Annotated in this window: 24 protein-coding genes; 9 read left to right on the top strand and 15 right to left on the bottom strand. The window is 64.5% G+C overall.

Going from position 1 to position 22358, the window contains the following annotated elements:
* A partial coding sequence (gene holA / locus GPT34_RS12565) for a DNA polymerase III subunit delta (protein ID WP_291012907.1) occupies positions 1–741 on the top strand: 741 nt, incomplete at its 5' end.
* Between the two features lie 8 nt (positions 742–749).
* On the opposite strand, the gene GPT34_RS12560 is transcribed toward holA, so the two are convergent.
* Positions 750–1130, bottom strand: coding sequence for a rhodanese-like domain-containing protein (locus GPT34_RS12560; protein ID WP_291012905.1), 381 nt, complete (start codon positions 1128–1130; stop codon positions 750–752).
* Between the two features lie 46 nt (positions 1131–1176).
* A complete protein-coding gene (locus tag GPT34_RS12555) occupies positions 1177–2106 on the bottom strand; it encodes an MBL fold metallo-hydrolase (protein WP_291012903.1) in 930 nt (309 codons plus the stop codon).
* A 126-nt stretch (positions 2107–2232) separates the two neighbouring features.
* Between GPT34_RS12555 and GPT34_RS12550 the strand changes: the two genes are divergently transcribed.
* The 7 genes from GPT34_RS12550 (at position 2233) to GPT34_RS12520 (ending at position 9716) form a co-directional block, all read left to right on the top strand.
* Complete coding sequence (locus tag GPT34_RS12550; RefSeq protein WP_291012901.1) at positions 2233–3513, top strand: glutamate-5-semialdehyde dehydrogenase; 1281 nt, start codon at positions 2233–2235, stop codon at positions 3511–3513.
* 242 nt (positions 3514–3755) lie between these two features.
* Positions 3756–5048, top strand: a complete 1293-nt coding sequence (gene gshA, locus GPT34_RS12545; RefSeq protein ID WP_291012899.1) for a glutamate--cysteine ligase — start codon at positions 3756–3758, stop codon at positions 5046–5048.
* Between the two features lie 157 nt (positions 5049–5205).
* Positions 5206–7074, top strand: a complete 1869-nt coding sequence (locus GPT34_RS12540; RefSeq protein WP_291012898.1) for a potassium transporter Kup — start codon at positions 5206–5208, stop codon at positions 7072–7074.
* Between the two features lie 141 nt (positions 7075–7215).
* The gene (locus GPT34_RS12535; RefSeq protein WP_291012896.1) at positions 7216–7704 is read left to right on the top strand and encodes a benzoate/H(+) symporter BenE family transporter; all 489 of its coding nucleotides are present in this window, start codon (positions 7216–7218) and stop codon (positions 7702–7704) included.
* A complete protein-coding gene (gshB, locus tag GPT34_RS12530; protein WP_291012894.1) occupies positions 7701–8645 on the top strand; it encodes a glutathione synthase in 945 nt (314 codons plus the stop codon). The genes GPT34_RS12535 and gshB overlap by 4 nt, the downstream gene beginning before the upstream one ends.
* The gene (locus tag GPT34_RS12525; RefSeq protein WP_291012892.1) at positions 8642–8944 is read left to right on the top strand and encodes a VF530 family protein; all 303 of its coding nucleotides are present in this window, start codon (positions 8642–8644) and stop codon (positions 8942–8944) included. Before gshB ends, GPT34_RS12525 begins: the two co-directional genes overlap by 4 nt.
* Before the next feature lie 199 nt (positions 8945–9143).
* Complete coding sequence (locus GPT34_RS12520) at positions 9144–9716, top strand: hypothetical protein (RefSeq protein WP_291012890.1); 573 nt, start codon at positions 9144–9146, stop codon at positions 9714–9716.
* 21 nt (positions 9717–9737) lie between these two features.
* Here the strand turns inward: GPT34_RS12520 and GPT34_RS12515 are convergent, their stop codons facing one another.
* The 13 genes from GPT34_RS12515 to GPT34_RS12455 form a co-directional block, all read right to left on the bottom strand.
* The gene (locus GPT34_RS12515) at positions 9738–10070 is read right to left on the bottom strand and encodes a multidrug efflux SMR transporter (protein WP_291012888.1); all 333 of its coding nucleotides are present in this window, start codon (positions 10068–10070) and stop codon (positions 9738–9740) included.
* A gap of 1 nt (position 10071) precedes the next feature.
* Entirely contained in the window at positions 10072–10899 is an 828-nt protein-coding gene (locus GPT34_RS12510) for an ABC transporter permease (RefSeq protein ID WP_291012886.1), read from the bottom strand.
* Between the two features lie 2 nt (positions 10900–10901).
* On the bottom strand, positions 10902–11714 hold the full coding sequence (locus GPT34_RS12505) for an ABC transporter ATP-binding protein (RefSeq protein ID WP_291012884.1): 813 nt from the start codon (positions 11712–11714) through the stop codon (positions 10902–10904).
* Positions 11715–11867: 153 nt separating this feature from the next.
* Positions 11868–12887 carry an ABC transporter substrate-binding protein gene (locus tag GPT34_RS12500; protein ID WP_291012882.1) on the bottom strand — a complete coding sequence of 340 codons (1020 nt, stop codon included), beginning with the start codon at positions 12885–12887 and terminating at the stop codon, positions 11868–11870.
* Between the two features lie 123 nt (positions 12888–13010).
* Positions 13011–13775 (bottom strand): class II glutamine amidotransferase, encoded by a 765-nt coding sequence (locus GPT34_RS12495; RefSeq protein WP_291012880.1) that lies wholly within the window; start codon positions 13773–13775, stop codon positions 13011–13013.
* A 190-nt stretch (positions 13776–13965) separates the two neighbouring features.
* Positions 13966–15462, bottom strand: a complete 1497-nt coding sequence (locus GPT34_RS12490; protein ID WP_291012878.1) for an MFS transporter — start codon at positions 15460–15462, stop codon at positions 13966–13968.
* 302 nt (positions 15463–15764) lie between these two features.
* Positions 15765–17315 (bottom strand): carboxyl transferase domain-containing protein, encoded by a 1551-nt coding sequence (locus tag GPT34_RS12485; protein ID WP_291012876.1) that lies wholly within the window; start codon positions 17313–17315, stop codon positions 15765–15767.
* Between the two features lie 8 nt (positions 17316–17323).
* Positions 17324–18340 carry a tripartite tricarboxylate transporter substrate binding protein gene (locus GPT34_RS12480; RefSeq protein WP_291012874.1) on the bottom strand — a complete coding sequence of 339 codons (1017 nt, stop codon included), beginning with the start codon at positions 18338–18340 and terminating at the stop codon, positions 17324–17326.
* A 37-nt stretch (positions 18341–18377) separates the two neighbouring features.
* A complete protein-coding gene (locus tag GPT34_RS12475) occupies positions 18378–19610 on the bottom strand; it encodes a CoA transferase (protein ID WP_291012872.1) in 1233 nt (410 codons plus the stop codon).
* Positions 19607–20356 carry a GntR family transcriptional regulator gene (locus GPT34_RS12470; protein WP_291012870.1) on the bottom strand — a complete coding sequence of 250 codons (750 nt, stop codon included), beginning with the start codon at positions 20354–20356 and terminating at the stop codon, positions 19607–19609. The genes GPT34_RS12475 and GPT34_RS12470 overlap by 4 nt, the downstream gene beginning before the upstream one ends.
* Positions 20357–20360: 4 nt before the next feature.
* Complete coding sequence (locus GPT34_RS12465; RefSeq protein ID WP_291012869.1) at positions 20361–20570, bottom strand: biotin/lipoyl-binding carrier protein; 210 nt, start codon at positions 20568–20570, stop codon at positions 20361–20363.
* Positions 20571–20975: 405 nt separating this feature from the next.
* On the bottom strand, positions 20976–21218 hold the full coding sequence (locus GPT34_RS12460) for a hypothetical protein (RefSeq protein WP_291012867.1): 243 nt from the start codon (positions 21216–21218) through the stop codon (positions 20976–20978).
* Positions 21215–21448, bottom strand: coding sequence for a cysteine-rich CWC family protein (locus GPT34_RS12455; protein WP_291012865.1), 234 nt, complete (start codon positions 21446–21448; stop codon positions 21215–21217). Before GPT34_RS12455 ends, GPT34_RS12460 begins: the two co-directional genes overlap by 4 nt.
* Before the next feature lie 92 nt (positions 21449–21540).
* On the opposite strand from GPT34_RS12455, the gene GPT34_RS12450 reads away from it, so the two are divergent.
* Positions 21541–22356, top strand: coding sequence for a mechanosensitive ion channel domain-containing protein (locus GPT34_RS12450; RefSeq protein WP_291012863.1), 816 nt, complete (start codon positions 21541–21543; stop codon positions 22354–22356).
* The last annotated feature ends 2 nt before the right edge of the window (positions 22357–22358 follow it).

Below are 22358 nucleotides of genomic sequence, written 5' to 3'. Positions count from 1 at the left end.
CAGGGCAACGACAGCACGCTGACCCTGGTGCTGCTGCCGCGCCTGGACAGCGCCACGCTCAAGGGTGCCTGGTTTGGCGCGCTTGACAGCTTTGGCGTGACGATCAAGGTCGATCCGGTGGAGCGCCAGGCCCTGCCGCAATGGATCGCGCAGCGGCTGCAGCAGCAGGGCCAGCGCGTGGCCGCCGGTGAAGAGGGGCAGCGCACGCTGCAGTTTTTTGCCGACCGGGTTGAGGGCAACCTGCTGGCGGCACACCAGGAAATCCAGAAGCTGGGTCTGCTCTTCCCGGCGGGCGAGCTGAGCTTCGAGCAGGTCGAGAACGCGGTGTTCAATGTGGCGCGCTACACGCCGTTCAAGCTGGCCGAGGCCGTGCTGGGTGGGCAGGTGGTGCGGGCGCAGCGCATGCTCGACGGCTTGCAGGCCGAGGGTGAAGCGGCGGTGCTGGTGCATTGGGCGCTGTCCGAAGACATCCGCACCCTGCATCGCATCCGCACGTCAATGGACGCGGGCCGCCCGTTGCCCATGGCCTTGCGCGAAAACCGCGTCTGGGGCCTGAAGGAAAAGCTGATGGAGCGCGCGCTGCCGCTGCTGACGGCATCCACCCTGGCGCGCTGGTTGGACGACGCCCACACGGTGGACGGCATCGTCAAAGGGCTGAAATCACCTGGCTGGCCGACCGACCCCTGGCAGGCCTTGCAGCAGTTGGCGATGAAAGTGGCGCTGGCCTGCGCCATCCGCTGAGTCGCCGCTCAGCCGAAGCTGGGCAGCTCGGGTTTGACGACCGGCTTGCCGGCAGCCACCCAGCCATCAAACCCACCAGCGATCGATTTGACGTTGAGGTAGCCCATCTCCTGCATGGCGGCGGCCGCCAGGGCGGCGCGGCCACTGGTCTTGCAATAGAGCACCACCTTGAGGTCGCGCGACGCCAGTGCAGGCGTGCTGCTGAGCTTGAACTCGAGCATGCCGCGTGAGGCGTGGATGGCGCCCGGCAGGTGACCGTTCGCGAACTCACTTTCTTCGCGCACATCGATCAGCACATCGGCCTCGCGGATCGCGGCCTCGGCCTCGCTGACGGGGATTTCGGCGACACGCGCTTTGGCTGCGCTCACCAGGTCCATGGCGTTTTTCATCATCGGCTCCTTCAATAGATGCGGGTGGGTGTCGGCAGCGAGGCGCTCATTCGCGCTCAAGCTCCAGGTATGTGCGGCTAGCGTTGCCGGGATGCAGTTCGGCCGCGTTGAGCAGGCGCAGGTAGGGCTGGGCGTCGAAGGCCTTGATGGCCGCGCTGATGTCTGTGCCATCTTCAACGGCTTTCTTCATGTGTGCCCGCAGGGCCCGTAAGTAGTCGCGGGTGTCGCGCTGTGCGCGGGCCACGTCGCTCACGTCGCCGTGACCGGGCACGATGCGCTTTGGCTTGAGGGCTTCGATGACCGCAAAGCTGTCCAACCAGCGCCCGGTGTGGCTGACCGGGATCACGCCCAGCAGACGGTCGGTGTAGACCACGTCGCCGCTGAACAGCACCTGCTGTTGCGGCAGCCAGACCAACACATCGCCCGGCGTGTGGGCGCCGCCGCGGTGCTTCACCTCTACGGTCATGCCGCCCAACTGCAAGGTTTCGTCGTTGCCCGACAGGTAACGCGTGGGCAGGGTGGGGACGGTGCCGTCGAGTTTCTCTTTCAGCTCATTCCGGAGCCCCTGCAAGTGGTCATTGCCGCGGTTCTGCATGTCGGCCTTGGCGTCCGCGTGGGCGATCACCTCGGCGCCTTGCGCGATGAAATAGCCGTTGCCCAGCCAGCGGTGGTCCTGCCCGCCGGTGTTGATCACCCACTTCACCGGCTGAGAGGTGACCTTCCTGACCGCTTCATGGATTTGGCGAGCTCCCTGGAAGCTCGCACCGCTGTCGATCAGCAGCGCACCGGTCGGCGTGACCACCAGGCCAATATTGGCGTTCAGTCCCTCGTTGCTGTAAGTACGGCCGACTTTTTCGCCAATGAAGGCGTAGACGCCCGGGGCGACGGGATCGAACCGGACATCCACCGCGTACGCGACAGACGACAGCCAGCCTGCGGCAAACAGCAGGCAGTGGTTCAAACGGGCGCGGGTCATAGTGAAGTCTCGGTGGGGAGCCAACTGAGGTGTGCAGTTCGATGTCCGGTGACTTTACACCCGGCAGTATCCGGAGCGTCTGGTGGCCGAAGTGCGCGAAACAGGCGCCAGTGCGAAAATCCGTGAATGAACGCGAGCAACACCACCGAACTGATGAACACCCTGGGCAGCCAGGCCAAGGCGGCATCGGCGCTCATGGCCCGGGCCAGTGCCGCCACCAAGCGCCATGCGCTGCTCAGCCTGGCCGTCCTGCTGCGCACCCATGTGGACGGCCTGCAGGTGGAGAACGACAAGGATTTGCAGCGTGCGCGCGCCGCCGGCCTGGCTGACCCGCTGATCGATCGCCTGAAGCTCACGCCTGCGGCCATCGAAACCTGTGCCCAGGGTTGCGAGCAGCTGGCAGGCATGGCCGACGTGATCGGTGAGGTGATCGGCCTGCGCCAGATGCCCAGCGGCATCCGCGTGGGCCAGATGCGGGTGCCGATCGGTGTCTTCGGCATGATTTACGAGAGTCGGCCCAACGTGACCATTGAGGCCGCGTCGCTGGCGATCAAGAGTGGCAACGCGGCCATCCTGCGGGGTGGGTCCGAAGCCATCGACTCCAACCGCGCCCTAGCCGCCCTGGTGCAGCAGGCCCTGACCTCGGCCAGCCTGCCGCCCGACGCGGTGCAGCTGGTGCCCACCACCGACCGGGCCGCCGTGGGCCAGCTCATCACCATGCCTCAGTACGTGGACGTGATCATCCCGCGCGGCGGCAAAGGGCTGATTCAGCGCATCAGCGCAGAGGCCAAGATGCCGGTGATCAAGCACCTGGACGGCAACTGCCACACCTACGTGGACGACCCTTGCGACATCGCGATGGCGGTGACCGTGGCCGACAACGCCAAAACGCAGAAATACAGCCCCTGTAACGCCACCGAGAGCCTGCTGGTGGCTCGGGCGGTGGCAGCCGAATTCCTGCCCCGTATCGGTGCCATCTACGCAGCCAAGGGCGTGGAAATGCGCGCTTGCCCCGAGTCTCTGGCCCTGCTGGCCGCGGTGCCTGGCGCCAGCCTGAGCGCTGCGAGCGAGGCCGACTGGAGCGAGGAATACCTGGCGCCGGTGATCAGCATCAAGCTGGTGGCGGGTCTGGATGAGGCCATTGACCACATCAACCGGTACAGCAGCCACCACACCGACGCCATCCTCACCACCGACCACCGCCACGCGCAACGTTTTTTGAGAGAGGTCGACTCAGCAAGTGTCATGGTGAATGCGAGCACCCGCTTCGCAGACGGATTCGAGTACGGTCTGGGGGCTGAAATCGGCATTTCGACTGACAAGTTCCATGCCCGTGGTCCGGTGGGCGTGGAAGGGCTGACCTCGCTGAAGTACGTGGTGTTGGGCGAGGGCGAAGTAAGAGGGTAAGGGGAGCCACTCCTACGCCGCGCTCCGCGCGAACCTGCCAAAGGGGCAGCACGAGCGGCCCGGCAGAGCCGGTTCCGTGGCGCCCCTGGTCTCTGGCTTCGCTCGCTGCAGGGTGGCAGTGATTGCCTGGATATCGCTCTCAGGCGCCTTGCGGGCTTGCCGATCGTCCCCATGTTTGCCCCTCGACCAAGAACCCGGTCCCTACAATGGACCGGACTCATCTCCAACAAGGCCCCCTTCTCATGGTTCCGCACCTCGTCACCGCACTGACCGGCCCCATCAACGAACTGGAACAGCGCATCCTCGAATCCACGCCAGTGATCGAGCGCTGGTTCCGGCTGGAGTGGATGGAGCACACGCCGCCGTTTTACTGCTCGGTCGATGTGCGCAACGCCGGCTTCAAGCTAGCCCCGGTTGACACCAACCTTTACCCTGGAGGCTGGAACCACCTCACGCCCGAAATGATGCCGCTGGCCGTGCAAGCGGCGATGGCGGCGATCGAGAAGATCTGCCCGGAAGCAAAGAACCTGCTGCTCGTGCCCGAGAACACGAGCGACGTGTTCTATCTCAGCAACCTGGCCCAGCTGCAGCGCATCTTTTTCCAGGCCGGGCTGAATGTGCGCCTGGGATCGCTGTCCAACGACATCACCTCGCCCAAGACCATCGAGCTGCCGGGCGGTGAGTCGGTCACGCTGGAGCCGCTGGTGCGCAGCAAGCGCCGCCTCGGGCTGAAAAACTTCGACCCCTGCACCATCCTGCTCAACAACGACCTAAGCGCCGGTGTGCCCGGCATCCTGGAAGACCTGCACGAGCAGTACCTGCTGCCGCCGCTGCACGCGGGCTGGGGCACGCGCCGCAAGAGCCGCCATTTCAAGGCCTATGAAGAGGTGTCCAAGCGCTTTGGCAAGCTGCTCGGCATGGACCATTGGCTGATCAACCCGCTGTTTGCCCAGTGTGGTGAGGTGGACTTCACCGCCGACGCCGGGCTGGACTGTCTGCGCACCAATACCGACGCCCTGCTGGGCAAGATCCGGCGCAAGTACAAGGAATACGGCATCAACGAAAAGCCGTTTGTCGTGATCAAGGCCGACAACGGCACCGGCGGCATGGGCATCATGACGGTGCGTGACGCCAAAGAAATCGATGCTCTCACGCCCGCTGACCGCAAGGCCATGGCCAGTCTGCAAACGGGACTGGGCGCGGGCGAGGTCATCATCCAGGAAGGTGTGATGACCAACGAGCGCGTCAACGCGGCCGTGGCCGAGCCGGTGGTCTACATGATGGATCGCTACGTGGTCGGTGGTTTTTACCGTGTTCATGCTGAGCGCGGTGTGGACGAAAACCTCAACGCGCCGGGTGCGCGATTTGTGCCCCTGGCATTTGAGCAAAGCGCGCAGCTGCCCCAACCCGGCGTCAAACCCGGCGCCAGCCTGCCCAACCGCTTCTACATGTACGGCGTGATCGGCCGCCTGGCCATGCTCGCGGCCAGCTACGAGCTTGAAGCGACCGATCCCGACGCCGAGGTGTACGACTGATCGGTCTTCGCGAGCGGCATTCAGTTGCTGCGCTGCAACAAATCTCACGCAAGCGGTGGTTAGGGCCGTGCCCCGATTGCTGTCGCTGTGAGGCGAGGCGCAGAATCAGACCCTTCTGAATTGCGAAAGCCCGGCCTTGCAGGCTTGGGTGCGCCTTGTGTCAGCTTCAAAATCTTCGCTTGCTGCGCTCACCTTGGGCGCCATCGGTGTGGTCTATGGCGATATCGGCACCAGCGTGCTGTACGCCATCAAGGAAATCTTCGGGTCTGGTCACGTCCCGTTCACCCACGCCAACGTCTACGGCGTGTTGTCCATCGTCTTCTGGACGCTCACGCTGATCGTGTCGCTGAAGTACGTGGCGTTGGTGCTGCGAGCCGACAACGCGGGCGAGGGTGGGCTCATCGCCATGCTGGCGCTGGCCTCGCAGGCGGTGAAACACAAACCCGAATTGCGCCGCGTGTTGCTGGTCATCGGCATCTTCGGCACCTCGCTGTTTTATGGTGATGGCGTGATCACACCCGCGATTTCGGTGCTGTCGGCGGTCGAGGGCCTGGAGGTGATCTCGCCCGCGTTCAGAAGCTACGTCGTCCCCATCACGCTGGTGGTGCTGTTCGGCCTGTTTGCGGTGCAAAAGCGCGGCACCGGCGGCATCGGCCGCTTTTTCGGCCCGATCACCCTGGTGTGGTTCCTCACGATTGCGGGCCTGGGGATCTCGCACATAGTCGGTCACCCCGAGATCCTGGGCGCCATCAGCCCGCACCACGCGCTGCGTTTCATCTGGCAGCAGCCGGGAACCGCCTTCATCATCCTCGGCGCCGTGGTGCTGTGCGTGACAGGTGGCGAGGCCTTGTACGCTGACCTCGGTCACTTTGGCAAAAAGCCGATCCGTCTGGCCTGGTTTTCGGTCGTCATGCCTTGCCTGACGCTGAACTACTTTGGCCAGGGTGCCTTGCTGCTCGAAAGCCCGGAGGCGGTCGAAAACCCATTTTTCAGGATGGCACCAGATTGGTTGCTTGTGCCGCTGGTGGGGCTGGCGACCATGGCCACGGTGATCGCCTCGCAGGCGTTGATCACCGGCGCCTTCAGCGTCACCAAGCAGGCCATGCAGCTGGGCTACCTGCCTCGGCTCAACGTGCGCCACACCAGCGTGCGCGATACCGGGCAAATTTACCTGCCCCTGGTCAACTGGGGCCTGTTTGTCGCCATCGTGCTGGCGGTGGTGATGTTTCGCTCGTCAAGCAACCTGGCGGCGGCGTATGGCATCGCCGTCACGCTCGACATGCTGATCACCACCGTGTTGACCTTTTTCGTGATCCGCTATGGCTGGAAGTACCCACTGTGGCTCAGCCTGCTGCCCACCGGATTTTTCTTTGTCATCGACTTCGCCTTCTTCAGCTCCAACCTGCTCAAACTGTTGGATGGTGGCTGGTTTCCGCTCATGATCGGGGGCGTGGTGTTCACGCTGATGATGACCTGGAAACAGGGGCGTGAGCTGATGGCGAGCAAGCAACAGGCCGAGGCAATGGATCTCAGCAGCTTTCTCGACGCGGTGTTTGTCGCGCCGCCGCTGCGCGTGTCTGGCACAGCGGTCTTTCTCACCGCCGAGACTGGAACCGTGCCCAACGCGATGCTGCACAACCTCAAGCACAACAAGGTGCTGCACGAGCAAAACCTGTTTGTGACGGTGCGTCATCACGAGGTGCCATGGATCGGCCTGGACAAGCGCCTGGCGATCGAGGCGCTGGGCCGCGACTGCTGGCAGGTGGTGATTCACTACGGATTCAAGAACGACCCTGACGTGCCGCGGGCGTTGGCGGCGATGCGCGGGCGCGGCTGTGACCTCGAGCCCATGACCACCAGCTACTTTCTTTCTCGCGATGTGGTGGTGCCGACCCTGCACCAGGGCATGGCGGCCTGGCGCGAAAAGCTGTTTGTGCAGATGCACCACAACGCGGGCGCGGCGGCTGAGTTCCTCAACCTGCCGAGCAATGCGGTGATCGAGTTGGGTTCCAAAATAGAGATTTAGGCTCCCCGCGCCGGCTTCGCCGTCACCCCCTAGGGGGCATGCTGGCCGATCGGCGGCATCCTGAATCGCGACACGCGCACCGGACGCCCGACTGGGCGGCCAGGCGACGGCATGCGAATCAGGCCGCGGCACAATCGCCCGATGTCCTTATTCCGCGATCTCAACCTGTCTGCGACCACCGCGGGTTTTGTGGCGGTGCTGGTGGGTTTCACCAGTTCGGTGGCAATCGTGTTTCAGACGGCGCTGGCGATTGGTGCCACGCCGGAGCTCATCACCTCTTGGATGTGGGCACTGGGCCTGGGGCTGTGTTGCGCGATTCCGTCGCTGATCCTGAAGCAGCCGGTGATGGTGGCGTGGCGCACACCGCGTGCGGCGGTGACCGGCCAGTTGCTGGCCTTTCCGCGCGAGCTGGTCTTGGCCATTGCGAGCATCGCCCTGCGGGGCAGCATTGGCGGCGGGTTGAACGCCGCACTCAAGGACGAGCCCCACCGCGAAGCCGCGCTCATCACCTTCCTGCTCACGCTCAGCGGCTTGACGCTCTGGGGTGTGGGTTCGGCGTTCTGGGGCGTGGTCGCGGGCGCCATCGCGCTCTTTGTGCAACAGTACAGGTCCAGAAAGCCCCACCCATGAACATCCTCTTCGTCGCCGACCCCCTCGCCACCTTCAAGATTTACAAGGACACCACCTTCTCCATGATGCGCGAGCTGCAGCGCCGTGGCCATGTGGTCGCCGCCTGCGAGCCGCAACACATGCAGTGGCAGTCCGGCCAGCCGGTGTCGGCGCTGGTGCGCCGCATCACGCTGACGGGCGACGCCAGCGACTGGTACCACGTGGATCACCAGGGGCGCGAAGCTTTGCGCGACTTTGAGGCGGTGCTCATGCGCAAAGACCCGCCCTTCGACAGTGAGTTTTTCTACGCCACCCACTTGCTGGAGCAGGCCGAACGCGAAGGCGCTCGGGTCTTCAACAGCCCGCGCGCGCTGCGCGACCACCCGGAGAAGCTGGCGCTGATGGAGTTTGCACAGCACGCACCTCCTACGCTGGTGACGCGCTCACCGGAGGCGATCCGCCATTTCCACACCGAGCAGCAAGACATCATCCTGAAGCCCCTGGACGGCATGGGCGGAACGGGAATTTTCCGTGTCGGGCCCGATGGCATGAACCTCGGCGCCATCATCGAGACCCTGAACCAGGGTGGTGCCACCAGCGTGATGGTGCAGCGCTACCTGCCCGAGATCGTGGCGGGCGACAAGCGCCTGCTGCTGATCGGTGGCCAGGTGGCGCCGTTTGTATTGGCTCGTATTCCGCAAGGAGGTGAGGTGCGCGGCAATCTGGCTGCCGGCGGCAAGGGCGTGGCCCAGCCGCTGAACGATGCCGATCGAGCGGTGGCTGAAGCCATCGCGCCGGTGCTGGCCGCGCGCGGCCTTCTGCTGGTGGGTCTGGACATGATCGGCAACCGCGTGACCGAGATCAACGTCACCAGCCCGACCTGTTTCCAGGAGATCCACGATCAGACCGGCTTTGATGTGCCCGCGATGTTTGTGGACGCGCTGGAAGCGGCGCTCGCATGACCACCGCTCCCCAGCAGGACCAGCCGCCCGAGGAAGGGGCGGAGCGTGGGGGCAATAACGCCCACCAACCACGCAACCCCCTGCACGGCGTGACGCTGGAAGCCATGGTCACCGCGCTGGTGGAGCACCATGGCTGGGCGGGCCTGGGTGAGTGCATTCCGGTGCGCTGTTTCAACGTCGACCCCAGCCTATCGTCCAGCTTGCGCTTCTTGCGCAAGACGCCTTGGGCACGCGAGAAGGTCGAGGGGCTTTATCTCGCGACCCTGCGTGCGCAGCGGCGTGCATCGCCTCGCAAGTAGTCCAAAAGTTTCCACAAGACAAGTGTGGCTGCGGTTAGCGCACCACGGCACAAGCGTGCGATTTGCCGCGGTGGGCTCCGTTCAGGCGGCCTATTGGCTACGTTTGTCCCGTGTCATGGCATTCCCGTCTTGTCGGGTGGAGAGGCCTACGGTACAACGCTTGTCTCAGGGAGCAGATTCCAAACCTTTCATCCGCCTTATGTCCGACACGCTCGACCTGTCTTCTGCCATCTTCGCCAAGACCGAACTGGGTCAACAGGAAATCCAATCGCGCGCCCTGGGTCTCGCGCCCCTGGTGCGCCGCATTCTCGTGCTCGCCGACGGTAAAAAAAGTGGCGGCGAGCTGGCGGCCTTTCTGCCCAGTGCCGACGACATTCAGTCCGTGCTGCAGCAGTTGCTCAGTCAGGGCTGTCTCGAAGCCCAGGCCAGCAGCAAGCCCGCCAGCGTGGCGGCTTCTCGCAGCGCCGACCCCTTGGTTGCGGTGGCGCCAGCGGGCGACGAAACGGCGCCGGCCGGCGATATACCCGGTCTGGTGCCCGCAGCGAAACGCTCAGCCAAGGACAACGAGATGGCGCGCAACTTCATGATCAATTCCATCAACGCCATCATCGGGCAGCAAATGCGCATCACGCTGATCCAGAACATCTCCGACGCCAAGACCACCGAGGCGCTGCGAACGGTGTACCTGGATTGGGAGGCCAGCATGTCCGATCACGGCATGGGCAAGAAACGCCTGCCCGAGCTCAAGGAAAAGCTGTTCAAGGTGCTCTGAGGCGCCGCCCCGCCCTCGCGCTCAGTGGGCGGAGGTCTTGGAAAACAGGTTGAGCACCAGCACGCCCGCCAGGATCAGGCTCATGCCCAGCACGCCCGCCAGGTCCACCGTCTGGTCGTACACCACCCAGGCCACGACGGTGATGAGTAAGATGCCCAAGCCCGACCAGATCGCGTAGGCCACCCCCACCGGGATGGTGCGCAGCACCAGCGACAGGCAGTAAAAGGACACCGCGTAGCCCACCACGACCAGCCCCGAGGGGGCGAGCCGGGTGAAGCCTTCGCTGGCCTTGAGCGCGCTGGTGCCGATGACCTCGGCCACGATGGCGAGCGCGAGCAGCAGCCAGGCGTTCATGTCACAGCCTTTCGGTCTCTCCGGCCTTGGGCTGCCACTTCATCAGCCGTTTCTCTATGCGGCCCACTGCCGCGTCCAGCACCAGCGCAAAGCAGGTCAGCACCAGGATGCCAGCCATCACGGTGTTGATGTCGAACTGGCCTTCGGCCTGCAAGATCAGATAGCCCACACCCCGGCTGGAGCCGAGGTACTCGCCCACCACCGCACCCACAAAGGCCAGACCGACCGAAGTGTGCAGCGAACTGAACACCCAGCTGGTGGCGCTGGGCAGGTAGACATGGCGCAGCAACTGTTTTTTGTTGGCACCCAGCATGCGCGCATTGGCAAGCACCACCGGGCTCACTTCCTTCACGCCCTGGTAGACGTTGAAGAACACGATGAAAAACACCAGCGTGACACCGAGCGCCACCTTGGATGCCATGCCCAGGCCGAACCACACTGCGAAGATGGGCGCCAGGATGATGCGCGGCATGGAGTTCATCGCCTTGATGTAGGGCTCCAGGATAGCCGAGGCCATGGGGCTGAGCGCCAGCCACAGGCCGGCCGCCAGGCCCCCGCCTGCGCCGATGCCGAAGGCCATGATGGTTTCGGCCAGCGTCACGTAGAGGTGGATGTAGATGTCGGCATCGGTGACAAACCAGACCCAGATGCGCTCGAAGATCTTCAGTGGCTCGCCGAAGAAAAAGGCGGCCTGGCGGTCGTTGTCAAACATGAAGGTCGGCACCAGACCGGGCGTGGTCATCACATGCCAGAACACAAACAGCAGCACCAGAATGCCCACCTGCCATAAGCGCAGTGTGGCCGGGCGGGGTTTGATGAGGTTCCACATGCTCAGGCCGCCTTCTGAAGTTGCTGCTGGTAACCCTTGAGCACCTCTTCGCGCAGCACGGACCAGAGGGCCGCGTGCAGCTCCAGGAAGCGTGGCGTCATCTTCACCTCGGCCACGTCGCGCGGGCGCGGGATGTCGATGGTGAACTCGCCGATCGGGTGCGCGGCCGGGCCTGCGCTCAGGATCACGACGCGGTCGCTCATGGCGATGGCCTCGTCGAGGTCGTGGGTGATGAACAGCACCGCCTTTTTCTTGGAGTTCCAGAGATCCAGCACCTCGTTTTCCATCAGCTGGCGGGTCTGGATGTCGAGTGCGGAGAACGGCTCGTCCATGAGGATGATGTCCGGGTCCAGCACCAGGGTCTGCGCCAGGCTGGTGCGCTTGCGCATGCCGCCGCTGAGCTGGTGTGGGTAGCGGTCACCAAAGCCACCCAGGCCGACCCGGCGCAGCCAGTCTTCGGCCTGCTCGCGCGCTTGGGCATCTGCCACACCGCGGAACTCCAGACCGGCCATCACGTTTTGTGACGCGGTGCGCCAGGGCATCAGGCTCTCGGTTTGGAACATGTAGCCCGCGCGCGTGTTCACATCGCGCAGCGGCTCACCAAAAATGTGGGCCGTGCCCTGGCTGGGCGCGAGCAGCCCGGCCGCCACGTTGAGCAGCGTGCTTTTACCGCAGCCGGTTGGTCCCACCACGCTGACGAACTCGCCAGCACCGACCGTCAGGTCCACATGCTCGACAGCGGTGTAGCGTTGGCCGGGAGCGTCCTTGCTGATGAAGGTGCAGGCGACGTCTTTGAGTTCGATGGCGGGTGTCATGGAGGAGGGTGAAACAGAGCCAGACAAGGATCGTTGAAAAACAGCGCATCCGGCGCGCGTGTCCAAAACCCAGGACACCGCGGAACCGGCTTGGCCGGGCCGCAGGTGTTGCCCATTGAAAGGGGGTGACGCGCCACCGGCGCGGCGCGGGGGTCAGCGATATTTTGCGTTCGCGATCTTGGCGAAATCGTTGGTGAAGACCGCGGTCAGATCCAGCTTGGCTTCAGCCAGCTTGGCGTCCACGCTGCCCAGCGCACGGAACGCGGTGTCCGGGCCGCGTGCTGGGAACATGCCATCGGGCGACAAAGCCTTCTGGGCTGCGAGGAATCCATCGATGTAGATCGCACGGTCGCCCAACAGGTAGCTCTCGGGCACCACTTTGATGATGTCTCCCGGGCCGGCGCGCTGGATCCACTTGTTGGCGCGCACCATGGCGTTGGTCATGGCCTGCACCGTGTTCGGGTTCTTGTCGATGAAGGGCTGCGGCGTGTACAGGCAGCCGCCGGGCATGGGGCCGCCAAAGATTTTTTCCGATTCGGCCACGATGCGGGTGTCGGCCACGATCTTCAGATCGCCCGAGCGCTGCAGCAGAGTGATCACCGGGTCGAGGTTGCTCATGGCGTCGATCTGGCCCGAGCGCATCGCGGCGACCGCGCCGCTGCTGGCTCCCACACCGATGAAACTCACATCGCTGGGCTTGAGGCCGGCCTTGGCCAGCACGAAGTTGGCCATCACGTTGGTCGAGCTGCCGGGGGCGGTCACGCCAATTTTCTTGCCCTTGAGATCGGCGACCGACTTGAAATTGGGCATGGTCTTGGGGTTGATGCCCAGCACGATCTGCGGCGCGGCGCCCTGCAGTACGAAGGCGCGCATGGGCTGGCCCTTGAACTGCATGTTGACCGTGTGCTCAAACGCTCCCGAGACCACATCGGCGCTCCCGCCGACCACCGCGGCCAGTGCGCGCGAGCCGCCTGCAAAGTCGACGATGGTGAGGTCCAGGCCCTCGTCCTTGAAGTAGCCCAACTGCTCTGCGACGGTAAGTGGCAGGTAGTAAAACAGGTTCTTGCCGCCCACGGCAATGGTGACCTTGGGCTTCTCGATGGCCTGGGCCAGCACCAGACGGGGCAGGGCGGCGGCGGCGATCGAGCCGGCGATGAGGTGGCGTCTTTGCATGAGGGTCTCCTTCTGGGTGGATGCATGGGCCCGCGTGCGCAGGCTGGGCGTTGCATCCTAACCGGCAACCTCTGAGACCCGTTCCCGGGGGCATCCCTAGTACCGGGTCGCGAAAGTGCCTGCTCAGGCCACGTGCAGACCGTCGACGAACACCCGCAGTTCACCCGGCGCAAACGCCGTCCAGGCCTCGTTGGAGGTCAGTGGCGTGGTGACGATCACCGCAGCGCGGTCACCCGGCTGGTTGAGTTCGGCGAAGTTCACCGTCCAGTCGCGGTCCATCAGCGTGGCTTGTGAGAACGGGTGCTGACGGATCAGGTAGTGCAGTTTGGTGCTGCAGTGGGCCCACATGGCATCGCCATTGGACAGCAGGAAGTTGAAGCTGCCAAACGCCGCGACCTTCGGCACCAGCTCGCGCAAGGTGAGCGTGAGCTCCTCAATGCTGGGCAGGCTGGCGTGCGACTGGGTCAGTTCCTGCATCAGCCAGCAAAACGCGCGCTCGCTGTCGGTGGTGCCCACCGGCTGGAAGCGGCCGTGAAGCTGGGGTTCGTAGTTCTTCAGATCGCCGTTGTGCGCAAACACCCAGTGTCGACCCCACAGCGAACGCGTGAAAGGGTGCGCGTTTTCCAGGGTTACTTCTCCGATCGTGGCCTTGCGCACGTGGGCAATGATGTTGCGGCTTTTGAGTGGGTACTGCTGCAGGAACTGCGCGATCGGCGAGGCCGCGGCGCTCTGGTGGTCCACGAACAGCCGCATGCCCTTGCCTTCAAAAAAGGCGATGCCCCAGCCATCGGCGTGGTGGTCGGTCCCACCCCCGCGCTGACAGAAGCCGGTGAAGCTGAATGAGGCGTCGGTGGGCGTGGCGCAGTTGAGGCCTAGGAGTTGGCACATTCTGAATCCCCCTTGCGCCGCTGCGCGGCTTCCCCCCTTGGAAGGGGGAACCACGCCTGTGGCCCGGCAAAGCCGGTTCCACGGCGTGTGCTGGACAGCGTCAAGGCTGGCCAGCTGTGTCGCGTTTCGGTATGAGGGTCTTGTGGTCGTGTTATTGCCATTGTGTGGCAGCTGAGCGGTGAAATCCGCCTCAATTTTCGACGGAATTGTGCTCGCGCAAGCGCCAAGCCGCCACCAGCGCCAGCGCACACACCGCGGCGAGCATCAGAAAGGTTTCGTTGAAGGCGATCAGGCGGGCCGGGTTGGTGCTGGCGGTGTCTAGCCGGAAGCCGTGGGCGCTGATGCGCCATTCGAGCACGATGCCGCACAGGCTCACGCCGGCGGCACCACCCAGCATGCGAAGGAAGTTGATCACGCTGGAACCCTGCGGAATATGGGTATGGCCCAGCCCGCGCATGGCACCGATGTTGAGCGACGGCAGGATGAAGCCCAGGCCGATACGACCCAGAATGGCCCAGCTCACCAGCAGCGGAATGATGGCGCCGGGGCGGCTGAGGTCGATCGTCACCATGAGCGCGAACGAGGCCGCCAGCAGTGCCAGCCCGATGCTGACCAACCGGTGCGTGGGCTGGCGGTCGGCCAGGCGGCCGACGATGGCGATCGTGACCGCCAGCACCAGGCCGGCCGGCAGCAAGATACCGCCGACATACGACGCCGACAAGCCCAGTCCCATCTGCATGTAGACCGGCAGCAGGTAGGTCGAGCCGAACAGCGCAATGCCGTAGATGAAGGCCACGATGCTGCCCATGGCAAAGCGGCGGTCGGCAAACATGGAGAGATTCATGAGCGGCGCCACCGCGCCGTCGGACCGGCGATCATGGCGCTGGAGCATGCGCCGCTGCAGCATCACAAAGCCAAGCAGGGCCAGTGCCGCGCTGCCCAGGAAAACCGCCGCGCTGCCAGTGCCGCTGTGCAGTTCCACCAGGCCATTGAGCAGACACAGCGTGCCCACCGTGGCCAGCAACAGGCCGGGCCAGTCCAGCGTGGCGCCGCGAGGATCGGCTGCGGCACCGCCCGGGGCGTTGGTGGGCACATAGCGCCGCGCCAGCCACAAGGAGGCCAGGCAGAACGGCACCACCATGTAGAAGATCGAGCGCCAGCCCAGTCCGTCGACCAGCAGGCCGCCGATGCTGGGACCGATGGCGGGCGCCATCACCACGCCCATGCCGAAAATACCGCTTGCCCGACCCTGCTCGCTGGGATGGAAAGCGCGCAGGATGATGATGGCCGGGATCGGCTGCACGACACCGGCGGCGAGACCCTCGGCCACGCGCGCGGCCAGCACCAGCGGGAAATGCTGAGCCAGCCCACCGGCCACACCGCCGGCCAGCAGCAGCCACATGCAGCCCTCGTAGGTGCGCCGGTAACCGTAGCGCGCGAGCAGCCAGGGGGTGGTGAGCATGGAGACCGTCATGGCGGCCATGAAGCCCGAGCTGACCCACTGGGCGCGCTCCTGACCGAGTGCGAAGTGCTGGCTCATGTCGGGGATCGCCACGTTGACGATGGTCGCCGACATGATGGACGCCATCGTGCCCACCATCACCGAGAGCAGCAACAGCCAGCGGTAGCGCTCACCGTGGCGCTCGCGCAGCGCGGCGATGGAGTGGTCGGGTGGCGGGGAGTTCATGCCGGAAACAGAGTAGGTGCAAGCTTATCGGGTTTGCTCCAGCCTTTCCGGTTCGTGAACAGATACGGTACAGATCCGCCTTGAGCCGATCAACCCTTTGGCTGGACGGGTCCTTATCTGTGCAGCTTTGATGTTGGGCTCCCGCGCAGCGCAAGAGAGCGGGGCGGTCGTTGCTGCCGCCTGGTGTGTCTTCGGGCGCTCCCTGCAGACTGGCATCAGGGTCGATCCTGAAGCACCTCGCGCAATCGATGGCCAGTCAACGTCCAAGCGGGCACCGTCCTCCTGGACGTCGATCTTGAACTCTAGCGCAAACGGTCTGTCTTCACGCGCTCCCAGGCATCTTCGATCCAATCGCACAGGATGGTGCGTGTCTCGCGTGGATCGACGATGTCCAGGATGCCGAACTTTTCAGCTGTGCGGAACGGCGAGGTCATGTTCAGGTAGTGGGCTTCCAGTTCGGCGCGCTTGGCGGCAGGATCCGCTGCGGCCGTGATCTCGGCCTTGTGCGCAGCCATCACGCCACCCTCGATGGGGATCGATCCCCAGCGCGCTGATGGCCAGGCAAAACGCAGATTCAGCGCCTCACCGTACTTGGGCGCATGCAGCGCACCCGCCATGCCGAAGCAGCGGCGCACGATGATGGAAACCCAGGGAGACCGGCACTGGTGCAGCGCCTCGCTCACACGCGTCGCACCCAGCAGCGTGCCATCCAGCTCAGCTTCCAGACCGGTCTGGTTGCCTGGCTGATCGACGAAGTTCACCACCGGCAGACCGAACTGGCTGCAAAGCTTGACGTGGCGCTCCATCTTGTAAGCGGCTTGCAAGGTCATGGCGCCCCCCTGCACTTTGGGATCGTTGGCGATGACGCCAACGGGTACACCATTCAGCCGGGCTAGCGCGGTGATGACCGAGCCGCCTTGCCAGCGACCGATCTCGAAGATCGAGCCCTGGTCCATCACCGAAACGAGGATCTTGCGTGGGTCGTAAATCTTGCGCCTGTCGTGCGGGATCGCATCCTTAAGCCAGTCATCGGCGCGCTGCGGGTCGTCATCCGCGGGCATGGTCGGCGCCAGGTGAAACACGCTTCTCGGCAGATAGCTCAGGAAACGGCGCACCTGCGCCAGCGCGTCGGGTTCGTTCTCAGCCTCGTTGTGCACCAGCGCGCTCTTGCGGTGCACCTTGTGTCCGCCAAGGTCATTCTTGTCGATAGTCTGACCGTAGGCCTGCTGCACCACGTGGGGACCGGCGGCCATGACCTGCGCCTGCTCGCGAACCATCACGCTGAAGTGCGATGACAGCACCTTCACCGCGCCTTGTCCGACGCAGGCGCCCAGCGCCACCGCCGCGACAGGCACCGTGTCCAGTAGTGCGTTTGCTGGCCAGCTCGGGTATTCGGGGATCTTGGTGCCACCCAGCTGCATCAGCAGTTTGACGCTGCCACCGGCCGAGTCGACAAGGCGCACCAGCGGCATGCGCAACTGGTGCGCCATGCGCTCGATGTAGATCCACTTGTCGGCGATGGTCGCTTCCGAGGAGCCCGCGCGGATGGTGAAGTCGTCCACGTGCAAGGCTACCTTGCTGCCTTCGATGCGACCGGTGCCTATGATGGTATTGGTTGGATCCAGCCTGTCAAATACGCCCTCGCTCGTGTAATGCCCTTTGCCTGCAATCTGACCCAGCTCGCGAAAGCTGTCTTCATCGAGCAGACTCGCGATTCGCTCGCGTGCATTCATGCGACCGGAGGCCTTGAACTTGGCCAGCGCGTCGGCACCTCCCATGGCTCGCGCGTGAGCACGACGGGTTTGCAGTTCCTTCAGCTCGACTATCCATTCGCCCGCCGGCTCGAAGTGCATGGCCGAGCTCATCTTGCACCTGAACCCAGCGACGCCACGAGGCCTTGGGTCTCGTCCAGCTCGCTTCGCAAGTAGCGGTGGGACTCGATGAACCCCTTGAAGATCGGCTTGTTGCCCGACTTTTCCACCAGTGATTTCCAGGCAGGAGCCTCTGCCACCTTGCGCAGGACACCCTCCCAGAACCGGATCTGGTCGGCGCTCACACCCGGGGGCAGCAGCACGCCGTTGTAGCTCACGTAGTCTGCCGGCACACCCAGCTCGCGCCAGGTAGGTACAGCGGACAAGGGTCCAGCACCGCGCATGGCGGCGGCACTGGCCAGTATGCGAACCTTGCCCGCTTCCACCTGGGGCACCACCGTCGGTCCAGTGGCTGAGACCACGTCGACGTGGCCGCCCAGCAGGGCGGTCATGGATTCACCCGAAGATCGGAACGGAACCACCGTCATGCGGGAGACGTCGACGCCCGCTGCCTTCAGGGGTTTGGCAATGGCCAGGTGGATGTTCAGGCCGCGCAGCGGCGCCACAGCGATCTTCAGCGAGGCGGGATCGGCCTTCAATTGAGCCACCAGGTCAGCTGCGGTTTTCAGCGGCGAGCCGGCGGCCACGGCCACCAGTGTGGTTTCTTCAACCATCATGGCCACCGGCACGAAGTCCCGCATGTCGGCCTTGAGAACGCCTGTGACCTGCCCTGCGATGCTTCCCGTGTGGAAGGTCCCCAGGTGGTGGGCATCGCCCGCGTGGCTTTGCAGCACGCGCAAGGACAGCAGGCCGGCCGCACCGGGCTTGTTGTCGGGCAGGATCACTTGCCCGCCCACAAGGTTCAGCGATTCCAGTGTGGCCTTGATGCCTCGGGCGTACAGGTCCACCGATCCTCCTGGCGGAAGGCCGATGTTGTAGGTGATTCGCTCGCTGGGTTGCCAGTTTGCGGACTGGGCCCTGCTGCCCAACGGGATGCCCGCTGCGCCCAGTCCGGCTGCGGCGAGCAGGCCCAGCGAGTGGCGGCGGTCGATGCGGTGTTGTGTCATGTCGTGTCTCCTGCTGTGAATGGTGTTGTAAGGCTGGTCAGGTGTCCCGCGGCCCGAGTGCCCCAAGGCGTCCGAAGGCCTCGATGGCTGCTGGATCCAGCCCGAGTTCGTCTTCAAGCACACTCTGGTTGTCTTGGCCAGCCGTCGGGCCTGTGTGGCGGATCACCCCGGGGGTGACCGACAAACGCGGCACCACGCCCGACTGTGTGGTGTGACCGAGCACCGGGTGGGCAACCCGCTGCAGCATCGCGCGCGCGGCGAAGTGGGGGTCGGCGTAGATGTCAGCAATGGTGTAAACGCGGGAGGTCGGCACCTCGGCCTGGCGCAGTCGTTCTTCTAGCGGACCCGCGTCATGGCAACGCGTCCACTCGGTGATGATGGCGTCGATGGCGCGCATATTTTCTGGTCGCCCACGCGCCTGGATCGTCTCAAAGCGCGGATCGGTCAACAGCTCTGGCTTCTCCATGAGGTTCACCAGGCGACGCCAGGTCGGCTGGCTGTTGGCTGCGATCAGCACCCAGCTGCTGTCGCGCGTGGGGTAGGAGCTGTTGGGGGCCATCGACGGCAAATTGGGGCCTTCGCGCATGGGCACTACACCGAGCTTTTCGTGGGCGGGTACGACCGGCTCCATTTGCGAAAAAGCCGCTTCGTACAAGGCCACATCCACCACCTGTCCGCGGCCCGAGGCCTGACGCGCGTGGATGGCGGCCACGGCACCAAAAGCGGCATACACTGATGATAGGTAGTCGGTGGTGGCGAGCGCCACGCGGGCGGGAGGTCGGTCTGGATCACCCGTCATGTGGCGCACGCCGCCCACCGCTTCGCAGATGGCGCCGTAGCCCGGCCGGTCGCTGTAGGGGCCATCCTGGCCGTAGCCGCTGATGCGCACCATGACCAGTCCGGGGTTGGTGGCTGATAGCGTTTCATAGCCCATGCCGAGTCGCTCCATCACCCCGGGGCGGTTGTTCTCGACCAGAATGTCGGCGCGCTGGATCAGTTGTTGGGCGAGGCGGCGGCCCGCTTCGTTTTTGAGGTCCAGCGTGACCGACCGCTTGTTGCGCAGGATGGACGCCGCATACAGCGACTGGCCTTCCACATGTTGGCCCATCTGCCGCACCGGGTCGCCCTCAGGCGGCTCGATCTTGATCACATCGGCGCCAAAGTCAGCCAGCAGGCGGGTGCAGGCCGGCCCGGCAATCGTTGAACAGATTTCGATGACCTTCAGGCCAGCCAGTGGACCGTCTGGATGACGTTTGGCGGTTGGGGTCATCGGGCGGTTCCCTCGGCCTGGCGACTCTGCAACTGCCGCACCGCTTCATCGCCCGATTCCTCAATCCGCTGGCGGGTCAGGCGAACCATGCGCTCGACATCGCCGGACGCCAGCGCCTCGGTGGCCTCTTCCCACAAGCGTGCCGAGCGCTGGCGGCGTGTCACCGACGCCAGCCCGAGCTTGCTGTAACGCAAGGTTTGCAGAGAGATGCCGGTGAGCATGCGTTGCAGGCGTTGGTTGCCCGCCAGCCGCGCGCACAGGATGAGCAGTCGGTAGGTGGTTTCGGCGTATTCACCGGCGGCGTCGGGCTGCGCGGCGAGCGTCACCAAGCGCTGAGTCCCTGCACGCAAGAGCTGCAGCAGCTCGGGGTGGGGCTGGTCGGCCAGCTTGCGGACGACCAGTTCGAAAAGGCCACCGCGAATTTCCATGAGTTCACGCAGCTCGGTGGTGCTCAGCTCGGTGACCACGGCGCCACGGCGGGCCAGGATTGTCACCAGCCCCTCGCGCTCCAAAATGCGCAGCGCCTCGCGGACAGGCCCGCGGCTGACATTGAATTCACCGGCCAGTTCCTGCTCCCCGATTCGCTCGCCGGGCACCATCTCACCGCCCAGTATGCGGTCGCCGATGCGCCCGGCGATCTGCTCCGGAACGGTCAGCGTCGGATCGGTCTGGTCGGCAAACAGGCGGAAGGCGACCGCGCCTTCCCAGGTAGCGAACTGGTCGGTCGGGGCGTCTTTGGGGTGCATCGCTTCAGCCCAGTTGCAGCACGGTCATGCCACTTTCGACCATGTCGCCTTCAGCGACAAAAATTTCCTTCACCACGCCAGCAGCCTCCGCGCTCACGGGAATCTCCATCTTCATGGACTCGACGATCAGCAACGTGTCGCCTTGCGCAACGGCCTGCCCCACAGCAACCTCCACCTTCCAAACGGTACCAGTGATGTCGGCAATGATGTTCATGGATCCTGCTCCTTTGTCAATTTAAAGATTGTTAACAATATGGAATCAAGAGAAAACAGGGATAACCCGAATAATCAGGTCGATGCATCGTGGTGGAGCCCAGAGATCTCCATCTGTCTGGGTGGGCTGCCCATCGGGCAAAGGCCAACGAACTGACGACTCATGCTCGGCGCTGGACGCGCTGGACGATATGAGGCTAGTGACGGGGCGCTTTTGGGCAAGCCTTGAGCAGATTCAGCAAAGAGCGCAAAGCCTCTCCAGAAATGAAGGGGGCTTGTGCTTACCGCACGATTCCAAAAGGAATCGGACTCCCTGTGTCGCAAGGCCTCGGCGATGGAAGGATTCGCTCGTCCAACCAAGCCCATGGACCTTCGAGCAGCGATGGTCTTTGTGTGAGCGGCTTGCTCAGTCGTGATCGCCTTTTGCAGCCCTTGCCTGTTGATGCCGACGGATCAGTCTCACCAGCAGCAAGAGCAAAGGCACGCTGTGCAGCAGCAAATCGAAGATGTCGATGGGCTGGGTCAGCTGACCCTGGGTCAACATGCGCAGCTTCTCGATCAGGTGTGGTTCGGGCACCACCGGCGCCACCGCCAGCCAGGCGGCGATCAGCGACAACCAGAGCAAAGGGATGCGGTCGAGCCAGTTCATTTGGCGAGGTCTCCAGAGGTTTGAACAGCGACGCACCGTGCGCAGATGCAGGCCAGTCCCTCGGTTCGCGGGGGCAACCGAGCCAGCAGCTCAGGCGCAAAAACTTGCGACAGGCACCAGCAGGGCGGCTGGGCTTGGCCGGTGGCGCGCTCGATTTCCATCGCGCAGCGGTTATCCCCACCACACAGCGGGCAGCGATTGGGGTCAACGGTTGGCGGTGGGAGGGTCATGTTGGCACGGTGAAAGCCCCAGTGTATCGAGGCAGCTTTTGGACCCCCCCAGAAGCACCGGCAACTTCCGGGCGAAGGCGTTAGGATGCCTCATGAACACCCTGCTGGAGACCTTGAGCCGAGCAGCTTCGCTCACCGGTGAGCGTCTGCTATCGAGCTTGCCAGGGGTGCTGGAAGCCCTGGCGCTGATCCTCGTGGGCTGGTTGCTGGCGCGCGTGCTGCGCCTCGTCGCGCGCAAGGGCGTGGCCCTGCTGGATGGCCTGATCGCGCGTTCGGGGGGCCTGGGGCGCTGGCGCCTGGGCCGCTTCGCCGGCGTCGTGGGTGCGGTCGTGTTCTGGGTGGCGCTGCTTTTTTTCTTGACCGCTGCTACCCAGGCGCTCGGTCTGCAGACCTTCACCGACTGGCTGGCCCGCCTGCTCGATCACCTGCCGACAGTGGCGGCTGGCCTGCTCATCATCGGGGTCGGCTTCCTCCTCTCTAGTCTGGTGGCGGATCTCGTGCAGGCCACTGCCAGCGGGCTGGCCGCGCCTCAGCGCCTGGCACTGGCCCGCGTGGCGCAGGGCGCCACGCTGGTGCTCGCCTTGCTGGTGGGCGCCGACCAGATCGGCATCAAAGTCACCTGGCTCGCGATCTTCGTCGCCGTACTGCTGGTGGCGCTGCTGGGCGGCTTGGCTCTGGCCATCAGCCTGGGCGCGCGCACCTACGTCGCCAACCTCATTGGTGCGCACCACCTCGGACAAAGCCTGCGGGCGGGCCAGCGGGTGCGCGTGGCCGGGCACGAAGGCCTGCTGATCGAAGTCACCGCGACTTCGCTGGTGCTGGAAACCACCGAAGGCCGCGTGATGCTGCCGGGGCGGATTTACCACGACGAAGCTATCGTGGTGCTCGCGCCGCGCGAAGGGAGCTGAGC

The organism is Hydrogenophaga sp., assembly GCF_011390835.1.
Taxonomy (GTDB): domain Bacteria; phylum Pseudomonadota; class Gammaproteobacteria; order Burkholderiales; family Burkholderiaceae_C; genus Hydrogenophaga.
Note: the sequence above shows the minus strand (reverse complement) of the source record. Positions and strands in the feature narration are given on the sequence as shown.